The 17,208-nt window shown below is 67.5% G+C and carries 11 protein-coding genes and 1 pseudogene; 6 read left to right on the top strand and 6 right to left on the bottom strand.

All coding sequences use genetic code 11. The annotated features are described in order from the left end of the window. Positions 1–39: 39 nt before the first annotated feature. The 4 genes from EJK15_RS76355 to EJK15_RS74645 all read right to left on the bottom strand — a co-directional run bounded on the left by EJK15_RS76355 (position 40) and on the right by EJK15_RS74645 (position 5,601). Positions 40–1,773, bottom strand: coding sequence for a VirB4 family type IV secretion system protein (locus tag EJK15_RS76355; protein WP_206061005.1), 1,734 nt, complete (start codon positions 1,771–1,773; stop codon positions 40–42). Further along, a complete protein-coding gene (locus EJK15_RS21095) occupies positions 1,770–2,708 on the bottom strand; it encodes a PrgI family protein (protein WP_138712183.1) in 939 nt (312 codons plus the stop codon). The genes EJK15_RS76355 and EJK15_RS21095 overlap by 4 nt, the downstream gene beginning before the upstream one ends. After that, positions 2,705–4,183 (bottom strand): conjugal transfer protein TrbL family protein, encoded by a 1,479-nt coding sequence (locus EJK15_RS21090; protein WP_138712182.1) that lies wholly within the window; start codon positions 4,181–4,183, stop codon positions 2,705–2,707. Before EJK15_RS21090 ends, EJK15_RS21095 begins: the two co-directional genes overlap by 4 nt. 152 nt (positions 4,184–4,335) lie before the next feature. Next, the gene (locus EJK15_RS74645) at positions 4,336–5,601 is read right to left on the bottom strand and encodes a hypothetical protein (RefSeq protein WP_240777100.1); all 1,266 of its coding nucleotides are present in this window, start codon (positions 5,599–5,601) and stop codon (positions 4,336–4,338) included. Positions 5,602–6,101: 500 nt separating this feature from the next. Here EJK15_RS74645 and EJK15_RS21080 point away from each other — a divergent pair, with 500 nt between their 5' ends. Continuing rightward, positions 6,102–7,037, top strand: a complete 936-nt coding sequence (locus EJK15_RS21080) for a DNA-methyltransferase (protein WP_206061004.1) — start codon at positions 6,102–6,104, stop codon at positions 7,035–7,037. Between the two features lie 226 nt (positions 7,038–7,263). Here the strand turns inward: EJK15_RS21080 and EJK15_RS21075 are convergent. After that, a pseudogene (locus EJK15_RS21075) lies at positions 7,264–8,502 on the bottom strand (IS110 family RNA-guided transposase). Positions 8,503–8,757: 255 nt separating this feature from the next. Here EJK15_RS21075 and EJK15_RS72865 point away from each other — a divergent pair. After that, positions 8,758–8,958, top strand: a complete 201-nt coding sequence (locus EJK15_RS72865; RefSeq protein ID WP_206061003.1) for a hypothetical protein — start codon at positions 8,758–8,760, stop codon at positions 8,956–8,958. Positions 8,959–8,964: 6 nt separating this feature from the next. Beyond that, on the top strand, positions 8,965–10,491 hold the full coding sequence (locus EJK15_RS21070; RefSeq protein ID WP_206061002.1) for a recombinase family protein: 1,527 nt from the start codon (positions 8,965–8,967) through the stop codon (positions 10,489–10,491). A gap of 248 nt (positions 10,492–10,739) precedes the next feature. On the opposite strand, the gene EJK15_RS21065 is transcribed toward EJK15_RS21070, so the two are convergent. Further along, positions 10,740–13,547: an AfsR/SARP family transcriptional regulator gene (locus EJK15_RS21065; protein ID WP_138712180.1), complete on the bottom strand. Its 2,808-nt coding sequence runs from the start codon at positions 13,545–13,547 to the stop codon at positions 10,740–10,742. 238 nt (positions 13,548–13,785) lie between these two features. On the opposite strand from EJK15_RS21065, the gene EJK15_RS21060 reads away from it, so the two are divergent. From EJK15_RS21060 to EJK15_RS21050, 3 genes are all read left to right on the top strand, one after another. Next, positions 13,786–15,414: a phospholipase A2 gene (locus EJK15_RS21060; RefSeq protein ID WP_138712179.1), complete on the top strand. Its 1,629-nt coding sequence runs from the start codon at positions 13,786–13,788 to the stop codon at positions 15,412–15,414. 66 nt (positions 15,415–15,480) lie between these two features. Then, positions 15,481–15,801, top strand: coding sequence for an SCO4225 family membrane protein (locus tag EJK15_RS21055; RefSeq protein ID WP_138712178.1), 321 nt, complete (start codon positions 15,481–15,483; stop codon positions 15,799–15,801). Between the two features lie 200 nt (positions 15,802–16,001). Further along, the coding region (locus EJK15_RS21050; RefSeq protein ID WP_206061001.1) for a S8 family peptidase at positions 16,002–17,208 on the top strand (1,207 nt) is incomplete at its 3' end.

The following is a 17,208-nucleotide window of genomic DNA, read 5'->3' as shown; positions in this document are numbered from 1 at the left end:
GCCTCAGCGCTGCCATGATCTTGGGCGGTCTGTTGGCCATCATCTCGGCCTTGCGCCCACGTGCCGACGAGCAACTTGTGCGCCCTCCATCGCGGCGCTGGCAATTACCTGGAGCGGGCAGCGTTGTCCGCTCGCGCCGGCGGTGAGCAGGCCGGTGCCCCTTTCGGCGGACAGCAGCAGCTGGCGTTCGCCGTCGGAGAGCCGGAAGGCCTCTGTGACCTTGTCGATGGCCTGGGGAGCCTGGCGGAGCAGGATCTGGGTGGTGGAGTTGGCGACGATGGCCTGGCCGACTTCGGAGCCGAGTAGGTCGGCGGCGTCTTGGGTGACCACGGACAGGCCCGCCCAGTGCTTGCGGGAGGATTTGGCCATACGCAGCAGGAATTGTGCGCCCGCGGGAATCCTCATCAGCAGCCAGGCCTCGTCGACAACGACCAGGCGCGGGCGCCGGTTGTAGGGGTCGGAGACGCGGCGCCAGATCGCGTCCAACGTTAGGAGGGTGCCGACCGCCTTGAGCTCTTCCGGCAGATCCCGGAGCGAGAAAACGATCAGATGGGAGTCGGGGCGGGTCGTCGTCGGGCCGTCGAAGAGCTGACGGTGGCTGCCGGAGACGTACGGCGCGAGCCCGGCTGCCAGTTCTTTGGCCTTGGGGTCGGAGTCTTCCTCCAGGTTGGCCGTCAGATCGCGCAGCAGTGGCGGCCGTCTGTTCCAGGTCTGCGGGGCGGTGGTGATGCCCGCCTGCCGGTAGGCGGCCAGGATGGCGCGGTCGAGTGCGGCCTTGCCGGCGTGGCCGAGCGGCTCGCCGAGCATCACCGCGATCAGCGTGTGCAGGAACAGTGCGCGACGGGTGAGGGGATCCTCGCCTCGCTGGTTCTTCGGCGGCAGGTCGAGCGGGTTGAGGCGGACCTGGGGCGCACCGAGGTGGACGTAGGCGCCGCCTACCGCGTGCGCGAGACGGGCGTACTCGTCTTCAGGGTCGATGACGGCGACCTCGATGCCCGCATACAACGAGCGCAGCGCCTCCAGTTTGGTCAGGTAACTCTTGCCGCTCCCGGAGCGTGCCAGGGTGACGGAGTTGTGGTTGTCCTGGGCGAACCGGTCCCAGGCCACCAGGGAGGCGCTGGCGGTGTTGGCGCCGTACAGCACGGCCGTGGAGCCGAGTTCGGTGGTCAGATCGGGGCTGGTGAAGGGGAACGCGGCAGCCAGTGCCGGGGTGTCGAAGGTGCGGCGCATGGCGAGGTTGTCGTAGGCGAGGGGAAGTGAGGAGACCCAGCCCTGCAGCTGGCGGAAGGTGACCTGGCGGGCGTCCAGGAGCAGGGAAGCGGCCAGAGCGCGGACCTGGGCGCAGGCGTCGTCCAACTCGTCGGCGGTGGTGGCGTGCACGGTGAGATAGATCGAGGCGCGGAAGAGCTTGGCCTGGCCGCGCGCGATCCGGGAGGCCAGTTCTTGGGCGTCTTCGGCGGCGGCTTCGGTGCCCGGGTCCAGTAGCCGGCCGTGCTCGTGATCGGAGCGCAAGCCGGATTCCAGCCGGGCCAGTTGCTTGCGCAGGCGGTCGGCGGCGACCAGGGAGGGGACGGGTTCGAGGTGCAGGGAGACATCGAGCCGTCCCGGATAAGTGAGCAGCGGTTCCAGCCAGCCGGGCGCGACCTCGCGCGGGTAGCCGGTGATCGCCAGCGTGGCGCACAGGCTTTCGCCGACCCGTAGATGCCGGGCTTGGATTTCCACAGCCTGTGGACCGAATCCGGCCGTGCTGGAGGGAGTGCGGCGAATCTTCACCAGGTGCCTCCTGTCGTGATGACCTCGCCGGGCAGGGCGATGTCGTCGCCGGGTAGCGGAAGGGCTGAGGGGTCGAAGCAAGAGGCCAGCAGCGCAGCGACGGTCCGGGCGTCCAGAAGACGGGCGGTGAGCCCGCAGGAGCCGAGCACCCTGGAGGCCTCGTCCAGGCGGCGCAGCGCTCGCGCGGCGGCCGTGTTGCGACTGTTGGCCCCGGCGGCCGGCTCGCGGATGATCAGCAGGACCTGGCGGCGCAGCAGGTCATGGTGGGCGGACAGCTCTTGCAGGAACGCGGCGTGTTCGAGCGCGGCGGAGGCGAGCGCGGGATGGGGCAGTTGCCGGGCGTTGTCCTGCAGCGAGGCGACGGTCTCGGTCAGGTCGACGCGTTCGGCACGGACCAGGACTTGAGCGGGGCCGGACAGTGAGTTGAGCCAGCGGCCGAAGACGGCGACCAGGGCGTCCTGCTCGTCCGGGGTGCGCAGGGCGAAGCTCACGGTGGAGACCTCGGCCACGGCGGCGACGCCGTCCGGCCCGAGATCGATCAGGCCGTCGCCCACGACGCCGCGGGCGGGGAGCTTGAGCGGCGCGGGCGGGCGTTGGGTACCGGCCGCGATCCAGGTGGGTGGCATGGGGATGTCCTCGCAGGAGGTGACCAGGTGCTTGGGGGAGCGGTAGTGCCGGATGGCGGCCACGACGTAGCGGTCGAGGGAGATACCGTCGCGTTGCCCGATGGCCAGGAGGATCGCGCCGACCGCGATGGGCAGGGCCACTGCCGCGGAAACCACGAGCGGCACGTGGTGGCCGACCGCCATGTAGGCGGCATAGAGGGTGGCGCCGGTGCCGAGCAGGATGGCAAGCTGCCGGGCGGTGAACGAAGCAATGATCTTGTCGGGTTGCTCCACGTCAGCCGGGATCCGCACCGGCTCAACCCAGCTCACCGCTCCTCACCTCCGCGGCTTGTTCGCCTGCTGCCGCGTTGGCGGGCACGGTGATCTCGGCTGGTCGCCGATGCGGGAGTCCCAGGAACATGGGCTTGGGCTGGTGGCGCGGGGCGGGTGTCAAGTGGGACCCACACCGTTGAGTTGGCGAGCGGTGAGGAAGTCCGGATGGGGCGCGCAGTTGAAGGGATGGCCCCTGGGGCAGCCGGCGTGGACGTCCCCGGTGGAGTCCATCGCCGGGCCGGATCGGACCAGCGATAGTAGGCCTCAGGAGTCCAGGAGGCGCCCCGGTTGATTCGGGCCTGCGGATCGGGCGGGGTCCACGGGCGCGCGGGAGATTGCCGACGCGGCTGCCGTCCGGGAGCTGTGGACGCGTTGGCCCTTGCGGCCCCTTGCTGCGCGACCCTTGAACTCTTCGCTGTCTGAGCGCCACGCACGGCCACAGCGGTGGTGGCCGCGGCAGTCCCGGCAGGTCCGCCGATCGTGCCGGCAATGACCTTGCCTGCCACCGCGCGGGTTGCCGCCTTGCCGACGCGGCCTTTGCCGCCGCCGCTGCCGCCTTTGCCGAGATGCATGGCCTTCAGGACCGGCATGGTGAGTTTCGACACCACGGCGTACTTGAAGATCCGTAGGATCATCGACCGGTTGCCTTGGACGAAGATCCTCCGCTGGATCCAGGAGGGGATGCGTACCAGGATGATCAGCAGGCAGAGGGCCAGGACGAGGTTGACCAGTTGTCCCGTCGGGGCAAGACCGAGCAGGAACCGGCCGTCCTGGTTGAAGAAGACCCGCACCGCGACGACCAGCTTCAGCGACTGGGCGACCTGGATGACCAGCAGGCCGGTGAAGGCGCGCCACCAGAACCGGGCCACCCCATCGGTATGCGGCAGCGCATGGCAGGCCAGAGCCAGGGGCGCGGCCACCACCAGGAGTAGCACGAGCGCGGACCGCATCACGAAGCTGACCAGCAGGAGGATCAACAAGACGATCGCGACGAGTTCGAGCAGGATGTAGAAGATCTGTGAGTTGCTCGGCGGCAGGATGAGCTGCCGTAGCTGCGTTGTCGCCCGCTCGGCGTCGAAGTCCTGCCCGAGAAGCGCCGTGGACACCCCGTTGGCGAGCTGGATGAGCTTGCCGCAGATCGGAAAGCTCATATTGGACGCCAGCATGGCCATCGCCAGGCGCGGCAGGACCTCCTTGACCGCGTAGCGCGTCTGCACCGTCTGATGGCCCATCGCGATCACGGCGCCGATCGTGGCCAGGAGGAGAAAGGCCGAGTCCGCCATGATCGCCGTGACCTTCCACAGGTCGAAGACTCGGCCGGAACTGGAGACGTCGGGTGTGGCCAGCAGTGTCACCGCGAGTGCGTCGAGCAGCGGCTTGATGGCGGAGGCGGCCAGATGGGCGAACCAGCTGTTGATCTGTTTGATCAGCCAGTCGCCGAAACCGAAGCTGATCTGCGGAGGCGAGGGCAACGTCTCCTGAGTGGGGGAAGGCTCAGGACTCGGGGAAGGGGTGGGTTCGGCCCATGCGTTGCCGGCGGCAATTCCGAATGCCGCTGCGGCGATGGCAGTAACGATCAGGAGGCGAGCGGTTGCCGGGATCGTGGGAGGTGGCGTCATGGTGGTCACCCGCCGCCCACGATGCGCTTGAGCACGCTGACGAACAGCGGCGCCAGGACCGCCAGGCCGTAGCCGTACGCGGCCGCCTTGAGCGCAGCTTTGGCCTTCTGGACTTCGCCGGGATCGCCGCCTGCCACCAGGTACCGCAGCCCGCCGACGGTGAGCATGAGCGTTGCCAGGGCGGCAAGCAGGCCGACGAGCCAGTTCCGCAGGTTGTCGAAGACCGTGTTGAGATCCTTGGGCGGCGCGGCGGCGCGCAGGAGTGTCGGTGCGTCGGCCAAGGCCGCCGCTGCCGTAGCGGCAAGGACGATGACAACCACTGCCGCTACCAGTACGCCGCGGTAGAGACGGCGGCGCCGCAGTGGTGAAGGGTTCCGCGCGAAGCCGGTGGGGTTGCCCCAGCCTCCCTTCTGTTCGGTGTTGATGGGCTTCGGATCTGAGGTGATCCGGCTCCGCGCGGAAGTCTTGGGGGTGCTCTCCGCCCTCCTGCGGATGGCGGAAGTGATCGCAAGCTGCAGCGCCGGATCGGCGTCACTTGCCAGAACGGCATCGGCGAGGATTGCCTCAAACCGTTGCCGTTCCTTCTTGGCCGCGTCGCACGACAGCCTGAGCGCGGCCGCGGCAGCCTCGGGCGCCGCTCGACCTTGCAACCCTGTTGGCAGGATCGGCTCGGCATCCAGCTGATTGACGACGCCCGCGGCAATCGCGTCGGCCACGACGGGATCTGGATGTCCCGATGACGCGGCCGGCTTGGCGGAAGCGTGGCCCGAGATACGCCGCGCGGCCTCAGCCTCGATATTGCGCCGGGCTCGCTCGCCGGCACGCCGGGCGGCTGCGCACATCCGGGGCAGCACGCTGGGCGGATCGAGGTCAATGTCCTTCACGGCGGCGATGAACGCGGCAAGGACCTCGATGTCGATTGCCGCGCGGTCCTGGGTGGCGTGGTGGTAGAGGGACAGCCGCCCGCCGGTGCGACGGAGGGCGGGCACCGCCGTACCGACCGCCCCTACGAGCCACTGCGGGCCATCCCGGCGAGCCCGAATCACGAGTTCGCGCCAGACGATGTCGTGTGTGGCGTTGCACAGCGCCCGTGAGGTCAGAAGATCGCGAAGCTCGGTCAGCAGGATCAGGCGGCGGGGCAGCTCGCGCGAGAGCTCCGTGCCATTGAGGGCCAGGCCGCCGGGAGCGCACGCGACGAGTTGGAAGACGTGCTCGGCGACATCGAGTGGTGAGAGGTCCTTCAGGGGCGTCTCGCGACGGTCGGTACTCATCGGGTGGCTCCACTGCGAGAGGAATTTCGGTCTCGCCATCCGGTGTAGGCACCACTTCTGGCAACCCTCGTGCGGTCTTGACCAGTGACCTTGCGCCGAGAGTGAGCACCTCGATCCGCCGGAGATCATCTGATCCCGTATATCGCCTGCTCAATCTGAGCCAGAGGGTCGCCGAAGGTCCTTGTTCACCTGTGAATGCGTCTCACGGCGGTTCTCGTGCCGGCGTGGGCGCTGCGGATCTGAGGCCCGCCCCAACTGGCGATGACGACGCGCATCCACGCCGCATCACCGACATTTAGTACCACTGATCAATCTGTTTCAGATGGCCGAAAAGGAGTAGGGACCTCCACGGTTCCCGCTCCGCGGCTGCTGTCACTCGGCGCCGGTGACCACGCCGACGAAGGGTCGGCGCGATGAGGCAGTCCTACTGGACCGATGGTCCCTCCACCCTGTACCTCGGCGATGCACGTGAGGTACTCGCGGAGCTCCCAGCCGCCTCGATGGACTGCATCGTCACCAGCCCGCCGTACTACGGCCTTCGCGACTACGGCGTAGAGGGACAGTACGGTCAGGAGCCCACGCCGGCCGCCTACGTGGAAACGCTCACCACGACCTTCCGCGAGGCGCGCAGGGTGCTGGCGGACGATGGAACGCTCTGGCTCAACATCGGCAACTGCTACGCCGCCAACTCCGACGGCTGGGCACGGGGCGCCGACTACAACCAACATCAACCGGTCGTCCGTCCCCGCTCCCGACTATCGGTGCCGCCCAAGAACCTGCTCGGCATGCCGTGGCGAGTCGCCTTCGCCCTCCAAGAGGACGGCTGGATTCTCCGGAATGCCATCGTCTGGCACAAACCGAACGCGATGCCGCAGTCCGTACTGGATCGCGTCTCCACCCGATACGAGCTGATCTTCCTGCTCGTAAAACAGCGGCGCTACTGGTTCGACCTCGACGCCATCCGCGAGACCTACACAGGCGACCGGCCTCTGTCCCGCCGCGCGCGCCACGGCGGCAACAAGCCCAACAGCATCACGACGGCCTGGCCGGGCAACGGCAAGTACCACGATGACCAAGACACCTTCTGCGGCAAGCGCCACGGCACGTCCATGCTGGCAACCGGGCAACGGCATACCGCCGCACACCCCCAAGGCCGAAACCCCGGAGACGTGTGGTCGATCTCCACTCGCCCGCTCAGGGCCGCGCACTTCGCAGCATTCCCCATCGACATCCCGCTACGGGCCATTGCCGCCGGCTGCCGCCCCGGCGGCACCGTCTGCGACCCGTTTGCCGGAGCGGCAACCACGGCTCTTGCCGCGCGGCAACTCGACAGATCGTTCGTCGGAATCGAGATCAGTGAACCCTTCTGCGATCTTGCTCGGGCGCGCATCGTTGCCGCCGCTGCCGAGTCGGCTGCGAAGGAGATCGAAGAGTGACCCCAAGGCTACAAGGGGCCTGCTCGGGGCCTCCCGAATCTCGTTCAGAGCCGTACGCTGGCGGGCCCGGAACAGCAGGCAATCCGTCCGGTATCCGGGTGGTGCCGCCTGAGGAACTGCCGTGCCTGACCCCGGGAGCGGCAGTGGCGTTCCTCCGCATCCTGCTAAGCGCCTACGAGCGGCTCAAGCAGGAAGAGATGAGAAAGACATCCCAGGAGCTTAGATGTCAAGCAGCAAGCGACTCGGCGTGATGAGACCAAGCGGTTGCTTCGTCGTAGTGCGTTCCGGTCTTGAGGCAGCCGTGCAGGATGCCCACAAGCCGGTTGGCGACCTGGCGCAGGGCGGCGTTGTAGTCAGCGTCGCGGGCACGCTGTTTGTCGTAATAAGCGCGGGCGCCGGGCGAGACGCTGATGGCTCGGGCGGCCTGGGTCATCAGGGCGTCGATGAGCCGGTCGTTGTGCACGAAGCGAGCGGCGACGATCTTCTTCTTGCCCGAGGCCCGGGTGATCGGGCTGGTGCCGGCGTAGTTCTTACGGGCCTTGGCATTGCTGTACCGCTTGGGGTCGTCACCGAACTCTGCGAGCACCCGGGCGCCGAGGATCGGACCCAGTCCGGGCTGGGAGGTGATGATCTCAGCGGCCGGGTGCTACCCAAAATGCGCCTCGACCTCCCGGTGCAGGGCGGCGACCTGCTCGTTCAGGGTGATCAGGACGGCGATCAGGGCCCGCACGGAAGCTGCGTGGGCGGCGGTGACCGCCTCCGGTTGGCCCAGGTGTTCGGTGCGCAGCGCGGCCTGGATCGGTGCGGCCTTGGCGGCCAGGTCGCCACGGCGGCCGGCTCGCTTGAGCGCTGCGCTGATCTGGCTGATGGTCAGCTTCGCCGCGGCGGTCGGGGTGGCCGCCTTGGCCAGCAGTTCCAGTGTCTCGGGGGCATCCAGGTCGTCGAAGGCGGTCAGGGCGGCGGGGAAGTAGTCGCGCAGCGCGTGCCGCGGCCGCTGGGTCTGCCGGGTGCGCTCCCAGATCAGCGTCTTGTGCGCGCGGGTGACCACCTTGACCGCCTGAGCCTGGTCGCTGTCGCCGGCCACGGTGCGCAACTGGTGGGAATCAGTACGCACCATGTCGGCCAGCACGTGGGCATCGCCGGCGTCGCTCTTGGCACCCGAAACCGCATGCCGCCGACGATATTCCGAAGCCTGCAGCGGGTTGACCGCGAACACCTGGTACCCGGCCGCCACCAGCGCCTGTACCCAGGGGCCACGGTCGGTCTCGATGCCGATGAGCACCTGGCTCGCGGCCTGCTCGTCCTCGACCGCGGCGCCGAGGTGCTCAGCGAGCATCGCGTGAAGCCGGGCCATGCCCGCCACCCCCTCCGGCAACCGTGCCTTGGCCAGCCGCTTGCCAGTGGCGTCCATCAGCTCCACATCGTGGTGGTCTTCGGCCCAGTCGTCTCCCACGAACAGTCGCACCCGTCCTCCTGTGTTTGTCTTTGCTGGTCAGCGGCCCGCAGGAGAACCATCGGCGACCTAATGAAGCAGTGCTCACGCCGCATACGGGCGGGCACGACATCCCATCAGCGATCAACTCTCCCGACCAACCGGCAGGGGCACGCTCTTTCGTCAGGACTCAACGTCCGGGAGAGCAGAGTGCTCACCTACCGGCGGCCACTATCCACCACGGAGTCTGCCGGATGGCTTACTCCCAGAACTCATTAGGAGAGCTGAGTGATCGAGTTGGCGTTCTGGGGCCGGTGCTCGACGGAGGACCGGCAGGACCCCGAAGCCTCGCGGGCGTGGCAGATCAGCCGCGCCAAAGCGCTCGTAGAGCCTCGTGGAGGCCGGATCGTGGCGGAGTTCTTCGATGTGGACAAGTCGCGCTCGATACCGCCGTTGAGACGGCCCCAGGCCGCCCTCCTGCTGGGGTAACTCGCCATGCCGGACCGCGGGTTCGACGCCGTGGTGGTGGGCGAGCCCCAGCGGGCGTTCTACGGCAATCAGTTCGGTCTGACTTTCCCACTGTTCGAGCACTACGGCGTGCCTCTGTGGGTGCCCGAGGTCGGCGGGCCGATCGATCCCGCCAACGAAGCACACGAGCTGATCATGTCCATGTTCGGCGGGATCAGCAAAGGCGAAAGGAATCGGATCAAACTCAGGGTCCGTTCGTCTATGGCCGCTCTCGCCCAGTTGGAAGGCCGCTACCTGGGGGGACGGCCGCCATACGGGTATCGCTTGATGGACGCGGGACCTCATCCCAACCCAGGCAAGGCCGCAGATGGAAAACGCCTGCATCGCCTGGAGCCCGATCCGGTGACAGCGCCGGTGGTTCAACGGATCTTCGCGGAGTTCCTCGGCGGGATGGGTCTGCTCGCGATCGCTGAAGGGCTGACCCGCGACGGAATCCTGTGCCCGTCCGCCTACGACCGGGGGCGGAACTCGCACCGCAGCGGGGTTGCATGGTCCAAGTACGCGGTCCGGGCGATTCTCCTCAACCCCCGCTACACGGGGCGACAGGTGTGGAGCCGCCAGCACAAGGACGAAGTGCTGATCGACGTGAACGACGTTGCTCTCGGTCACATGACCAAGCTGCGTTGGAACAACCCGGAGGACTGGATCTGGTCCGAACAGCCCGTACACGAGGCGCTTGTGGACGAGAAGACCTTCGGCGATGTCCAGGCGCTGCTTGCCACGCCTGGAACGCGTCAAGAAGGCCGGAAGCCGCGCCAGACGCCTCGGCCGTACATCTTCCGTGGTCTGATCTTCTGCGGCGTCTGTGAACGACGGATGCAGGGAAGCTGGAACAACGGTAAGCCGCATTACCGCTGCGTGTTTCCGCGGGAGTACGCCCAGGCCAACAGCGTCGAGCACCCGCGTTCGGTCTATGTCCGGGAAGAGCTGATCGTCGAGCCCTTGGATGACTGGCTGGCGACCGTGTTCGATCCAGCGCGCTTGCCAGAAACGATCCAAGCCATGACTGACGCGCAACTTGCCGACGACCATCGTCTCGCCGCTGTCGAGTCAGCCCGGCAGGCTGTGGCGGAGTGTGAGCGGAAGCTCGCCTCGTACCGGGCACTGGTGGATGCGGGAAGCGATCCCGCGGTCGTGGCCGGGTGGATCGCCGAGACAGAGGCCAAGCGAAAGGTCGAGCAGATGCGCTTGGACCAGGTGATCGGCAGCATGCCTAGACGACTCACAGAGAAAGAGATCGCCACCATGATTCGGATGCTCGGCGACATGAGGAAGGTGCTTCGTAGCGCAGATCCTCAAGACAAGGCTGAGGCGTATGGGCGACTGGGCCTTCGCCTGACCTACGATCCTGGCGACAAAACAGTGATCGCCCAAGCAGAGCTTGGACGATCATGTACCAAAGTGTGTCCGAGGACCGATTCCTCGGCCAGAGCGCGTACCGCCTTGTGGGTGATGGTCATCAGGTCGAGGATCTCGGTCATGCCTCCAGAATAGCTGCCCGGCTAATGATTTGATGGCTAATGAGTAGCCGTCTAATGTTCCGGATGTCGATAGACGGCAAACGACCTATGGAATAATCATGACGAAGGTGAAGGACAAAGGACACGGACGCTACCTGTATCGGCATCCGCTGGTCGGAGGAGCCGGTCAGTGCCTTCGCGCGGTTCCGGCCGGCCCGCATGACCTCAACGTGGCGCTGACCGTACTCGGCTCTGCACATTCAGCAGTACGCCGACAACGGGTCACAAGGGCAAACCAGCCGATCGAGTGATGTGCTCATGAACGATGGAACCCCGGTCCGGCAGTCCCGCGAGGCTCGCCCTGACCCGCTGGGCGTCAGGGTGGTCGAGCTCCTCGAAGATCCGCAGCGCGTCGCCCCAGATGAGCCGGGCAGACTCACCCTCGCCCAGCTTCTGGTGGCTGTCACCCAGCCGGGTGAGCGTTCCGGCCACGCTGCACAGGTCGCCCGCGTGCCGGAACAGCTCCAGGCTCTGCCGGTAGCAGTCGATGGCCTGCTCGTGCTGCTGGAGATGATGATGGATGTGGCCCAGGCTGTCCCATGTCGCTGCTTGGCCGTGGAGGTCACCCGTAAGATACTGCAGGTCGAGCGCCTGCCGGCAGTAGGCGAGGGCCTTGGGATGCTCGCCGAGCAACGTGTAGTGCCAGCCGACCGCGTTGAGCGCCCTCGCCTGCCCGGCCTGATGGTTGGTCCGCTGGTAGAGGTCAAGCGCCTGCTTGGCGTGGCTGAGCGCCTCCCGGTGACGTCCCTGCCGTTCGAGCACTCCCGACATGTTCCCGTGGGTGTGCGCGGCGCCGGTGAGGTTGCCCAGGTCGCCGTAGAGCTGGAGTGCGGACTGGAAATGCCCGAGGGCGTCGTCATAGCGGCTCAGCTTGGTGAGAGCCCACCCGAGATTCCGGTAGGCGTGCGCCTGTCCGATCTTGTCACCCGTACGGCGGGCGGCCTCCAGGCCTGACTCCTGGAGTCCTGCCTGTTCACGCCATCGACCCTGCCGGTCCAGAAAATCATTCAAAAGCCATGCAAGCTGCCACAAATGCGTGTCGAACCCTGACTGCGCAGCAAGAGAGACGGCCGCCATCAGGACCGGATGCTCGGCCTTGAACCATTCCCATGCCTGCGCGTGGTCGGTCGGCGCCGACAGGACGACCCCCGGCTGGGGCGGCGCCAGGAGCAGAGGGTTCTGATGGACGTTGAGCAGCCGGGCCGAGTGGTGTGCGGTGTGCACGTAGTGATCCAGCAGCCGGTGGAGAGCGGCCTGCCGTTCGGACTCGACCTCGTGGGTGGTCGCGAGCTCGGCGGCGTAGGCCCGCAGCAGGTCATGGAAGGCGTAGCGGCCGTGAGCGTGCTGGGTGAGCAGGTGCATGCGCGTCAGCTCGGCCAGCAAGGGACGCGTCTGGGTCAGGGACACGCCTACGAGGCTGGCGGCGGCCGGCGTGGTGATCTCGGGGCCGGGGTGGGAACCGAGCAGCCGGAACAGCTGGGCGGTGTCGGCGGTGAGCGCGTGGTAGGACCACGAGAACACGGTACGGATCTGGGTCATCGGTTCGCCGCCATCGAAAACGTCCAGGTAGGCGTCGTCCAGTTCGGTGACCAGAGCGGACAGCGAGACGTCGGGGTTGCTCGCCGCCCGGGACGCCACGATCGCGATGGCCAGGGGAAGTCTCGCGCAGCGCCTGATGATCTCCTCCGCCGCGGCGGCCTCGTCGACCACCCGGTTCGCGCCCAGACGCCTGGCCATCAGCTTGCGTGCGTCCGAGACGGGCAGCAGCTTGAGGAACAGCGGGTGGGCGCCTTCCATCGCCACGAGCCCGAACAGCTGGCTACGGCTGGTCACCAGGACCAGGCAGCCCGGCGAACCCGGCAGGAGTGGACGAACCTGCTCGGAGTCGCGGGCGTTGTCGAGCACGATCAGGACCCGGCGTCCGGCGAGCATGCTCCGGTAGTGGCCGGTCTGGGCGGCCAGGCCGGCGGGCACCCGTTCGGGTGGCACGCCCAGCGACTCCAGGAGGCTTCGCATCGCCTCGGCAGGGCTCATCGGCGATCCGGTCGGGTCGAAACCCCGGAGATTGACGTACAGCTGGCCGTCCGGGAAACGTTTACTGACATGGTGTGCCCAGTGCACGGCCAAGGCTGTCTTCCCCACTCCGGCCGCTCCCGACAACACGGTGACGACGACCGCGGTGGGCTGCTCGTCGGCGGCGGCCAGGATCGCGTCGAGCCGCTCCATCTCGGGGTCGCGTCCGACGAATCCGTAGACGTCCAGAGGCAACAGGGCAGGCGACATCGAAGAGGGCTCGGGCGAGGCGTTCAGAACTTGCCGGTGAACCTCACGAAGGTATTCGCCCGGCTCGATGCCCAGCTCTTCGATCAGCACGCGCCGGACTTCCTGGTAGACCCGCAGGGCCTCGGCCCGCTGGCCGGAAGCGTTCAGCGCCAGCATGAGCTGGCCGTGGAACCGTTCACGCAACGGGTGGCTGGCGACGAGGAAGCGCAGTTCGCCGACGAGCGAGGCGTGCCGGCCCAGCGCGAGCTCGGCGTCGACGCATTCCTCCATCATCTGGGACCAGGTGTCCTCCCATGCCCGGACGTAGTGCGCCCGCAGCACCTCGGAGTCGATGCCGGTCATCGGCTCGCCGCGCCACAGGGCGAGCGCGTCCCGGAGTAACGCGGACTGCCCTTGCTGGTTCATGCCCGCGGCGGCCTGGGCGGCTCGCGCGCGCAGGCGCCGGACCTGCGCCGTGTCCACGTCGCACCTGTCCACGTTCAGCATGTAACCACCCGGCTGGGTGACGAGGACCTGCGAAGTCGCGAGGAGCTTGCGCAGGCGCATGACATGGCTGTGCACGGTTTCCCGTGCCGTCAAGGGCGGCTCACCGTCCCATAAGCAGTCCACGAGGTGCTCGACGGGGACGACCTCGCCGAGGCGGAACGCGAGCGCCGCGAGAATGATGCGTTGTTTGGCGGACGTGACCGGTATCAGCATGTCCAGGTCGTCGCGGATCTCCAGCGGGCCAAGCAGTTTGATCTTCACCGACTGCTCACCTTTCTGGTGCCATCGAGTTGCCAGCCGGATGCCAGAAGCGCGTGGCACAATGCTGCTTTTTTGCTGATCAATCACACAATGATCAGCCAAACCGGGTGCGTCAACCGGGCGGGTCAATCGGTGAAGGGAATTCCTGACAACCGTGCCAGCGAGCTGCCATCCGCCTGCCAGGCGGGGTCGCGACGATCTCGGAGGAACACCGAGAAGCACCTGTGAGGAGACAAGCTTGCGCAGGTTAACGTTAGCCGCCGCGGTCGCGGCGGTACTGCTTCCCCTGCTCGCCGCGCCGGCAGCCGCCGCCGAGACCGTCGAGGAAGCGCCGACGGTCCCGGTCCAGGAGATCGGCCCCGGCCTCTACTTCCCCGAATCCAACACCTACGAGCTGCACGAAGTGGACGTGGCGGCGGGCGCGATCGGCCGGCGTCACGACGTGACCGTCGTGGACAGCGGCCTGGCCAAGCCGGAGACCGCCCCAGAGTCCCGCCCCGAGCTGGGCGTCTTCGGCCCGGGCTGGCAGGCCGAGATCCTCGGCGGCACGATCACCAGGAAGCTGGAGGTCCAGAGCGACGCCGTCGTCGTCACCGAGCTGGACGGCGGCACCTCGACCCGCTACGCGCTGACGAGCAGCGTCTCCTTCCCCTCCGGCGGCGGCGTCCAGAAGTACGAGGCCACCGACGGCTCGAAGATCACCGAGACGACCAAGTGGGACGCGTCGGCCGGGGAACTGCGCACCACGATCGTGGAGACCCTCAAGACGAGCACGGACACGGATGAGGGCGACGACACCTTCGCCAACGACAGCGGCGCCGCGCTCTCCGCGGCCGAGCTGACCCCCACCTACACCTGGACCAGGCTGGGCGCGCTCCAGGGCGACAACTGGCGGGTCGCCGGTTTCGGGACCAGCGCGTACGGCACGACCTCGCTGACCTACGACTCCGCGGGGCGCATCAGCACCGTCAAGGAGCCGGCCGTCGGTGAGAAGCCCGAAGAGACGGTGACGCTCCACTACGCGACCACCACGACGGCCACCTCCGGCTCCTTCGGCGACTACGCCGGCCAGGTCAAGGAGATCACGCTCGTCTCCGGCTCCGAGGCGCCGAAGACCGTGGCCGACTTCGACTACGACCTGTCGGGCTGGCTCCGTTCGACGAGCGACCCCAGCAGCGGCACCCAGGAGGAGACCTACGCCTACGACGCGGCCGGCCGCCTGTCCGAGATCGACTCCCTCGACCTGGGCGCCTGGGACGTGTCCTTCCCGGCGGACAGCGCCGCCCCCGTCGTGACCAACACCGAGCCCGACCGCCCGAGCGCCACCGACGCGCTGGCCGGGCCGGCAGGAACATTCGACCCCAACGACACCGAACCGGACCCCGCCGACTTCCCCAACCCCGACATCGACGGGATTCTGTCCTCCCCCAGCTACTGCTCCACCGTCCGGAACTGGATGTGGTACACGAAGTACGGCTGCGCGACGAAGGTGGCGCACAACGGCTGGCACAACCCGTACTTCAAGAACACCCCCACCGGCTTCCGCGTCGTCGGCATCAACTACGACCACTGCACGTCGGCGCCGGACCAGCCCCGCTGGAATCTGTTCTACAAGTTCGACTATCGCGTGGCCTGTGACATGCACGACTACGGCTATGGCCTGATCGGGAACACCTACAAGGGCTACAGGTGGTACCTCGACCGGAACCAAGAGAAAAACGTGGACAACCTGTTCTTCACCACGCTCGTCAGCAAGACCTGCCCCAAGTACATCATCCTCTCCAGGCCGAGCTGCCTTCGGTGGGCCGTCATCTACCGCGTAGGGGTGTCCCTCGGTAAGCCCAAGAATGGCGCGGACAGGACCTGACGCAGGCAAGTGACCATGACCGGATGGCGGGCGACCGTCATCCGGTCCCTTTCACGGAGGTCCCGGGTGAGCTGGATCGGCACGAGAATCCGCAGCCGCGGGAATGACAGGAGAGCGGCGCTGGCCGCCGGTTCCTATCTCGCCGTCGTGGTGGTCACGGCGGGAGTCGCGGAGTACGTCTCCGTGACGTCCGGCGCTCCCATCGGGCCGGGCGTGGTGCTGGTGGTCATCACCTTGCCCACCTCGCTGCTGGTCATCCTTCCGGCGCTTTTCGGCATCGGGGAGAACGCCCCGGATGGCGATGTCCTGCTCATCGCGCTGGTGGGGTGCGGCGTGTTCCAGGCCTGGCTGTTGTGGCTGCTGCTCCGCGGCCCACGTATTCGATAACGCACAGGTTTCGATAGATAAGGCGAAATACTGCCATGAAAAGGTCTCTATCCTCCGTAGCATCCGTGAGGTCCCTGGCCATCATTCTGGCGTTAACTGTCACGGCATTCACGGGCGCCCAAACCGCGTCGGCAACCCCTACGCCCACACCGACCGACGTAGCCACAAAAGCCGTAGATTCCCCCGTCATCGATCCCGTATTGCGGAAGAAGACGACCGACAACCGCAAGATCCGCGTCAACGTGCTCACCCAGTCCCGGGCCCAGCTTCTCGACGCGGCCGCCGCCGGCACGACCCTGACGACCTTCTCCCGCCTTCCCGTGGTCACCATGCGGGTCGACGCCGCCGGCCTGGACCGCCTGGCCGCGCAGGCCGGCGTGGTGAGCGTCACCGAGGACGTCCCCGTCCCGCCGGTCCTCGCCGAGAGCATCCCCCTGATCGGCGCCGACAAGACCAGAGCCGCGGGCCTGACCGGCGCCGGCGGCGCGGTGGCCGTCCTGGACACCGGGGTGGCACGCAATCACCCCTTCCTCGCCGGCCGGGTGGTCGCCGAGGCCTGCTTCTCTCCCTCCGACGTCGACTACGGCGCCTCCAGCCTCTGCCCCAGCGGTGAGGACGAGCAGGAGGGCACCGGAGCGGCCGACTCCGATCAGGGGCCGTGCGCGGCCGCCGACCTCGACTGCGACCACGGAACCCACGTGGCCGGCATCGCCGTCGGCAAAGGCGCGAACGTCAGCGGAGCCCCGCCGGCCGGCGTGGCCCCCGGCGCCGGCCTGGTCGCGATCCAGGTGTTCAGCAAGTTCGACTCCGAGGACTTCTGCGGTGCGGGTGCCGCGCCGTGCGTGCTGAGCTTCACCAGTGCTCAGCTCCTCGCCCTGGAGAAGGTCCTGGAGCTCAAGGAGTCCGGCATCCCGGTGGTGGCCGCCAACCTGAGCCTGGGCGGTGGCCGGTGGACCGCGGCCTGCGAGACGGACGTGCGCAAGGAAATCATCGACATCCTGCTGGAGGCGGGCGTAGCCACGGTGATCGCAGCCGGGAACAACGGGTACGGCGACGCGGTCACCGCTCCCGCCTGCGTCTCCTCGGCCGTCACGGTGGGGAGCACCACCGATGACGACGCCGTCTCCACCTTCAGCAACCGAGGTCTCCTGCTGGACGTGCTGGCTCCCGGTACCCAGATCCTCTCCTCGATTCCCGGCGCCAAGTGGGGAACGATGAGCGGCACCTCGATGGCCGCTCCGCATGTGACCGGAGCGCTGGCCGTACTCCGCCAGAAATTTCCTGCCACCAGCATCGGCGAGCTCATCTCCCGGATGAAGACCACCGGCAAGTCGATCACTTACACGACCGCCAGCACACCCAGGCTCAAGTTGGACGCCGCCGCCCTCACCCAGCCGACCCCCACGC

Origin of the sequence: Nonomuraea basaltis, assembly GCF_005893125.1 — a bacterium.
Taxonomy (GTDB): domain Bacteria; phylum Actinomycetota; class Actinomycetes; order Streptosporangiales; family Streptosporangiaceae; genus Nonomuraea; species Nonomuraea basaltis.
This window is presented reverse-complemented; position numbering and strand designations above follow the sequence as displayed.

What these genes read in the sequence shown, in the direction of transcription:
- EJK15_RS74645 (WP_240777100.1), bottom strand. Translation starts at nt 5,601, where the DNA reads ATGAGTACCGACCGTCGCGAGACGCCCCTGAAGGACCTCTCACCACTC.
- EJK15_RS21080 (WP_206061004.1), top strand. Translation starts at nt 6,102, where the DNA reads ATGGACTGCATCGTCACCAGCCCGCCGTACTACGGCCTTCGCGACTAC.
- EJK15_RS21070 (WP_206061002.1), top strand. Translation starts at nt 8,965, where the DNA reads ATGCCGGACCGCGGGTTCGACGCCGTGGTGGTGGGCGAGCCCCAGCGG.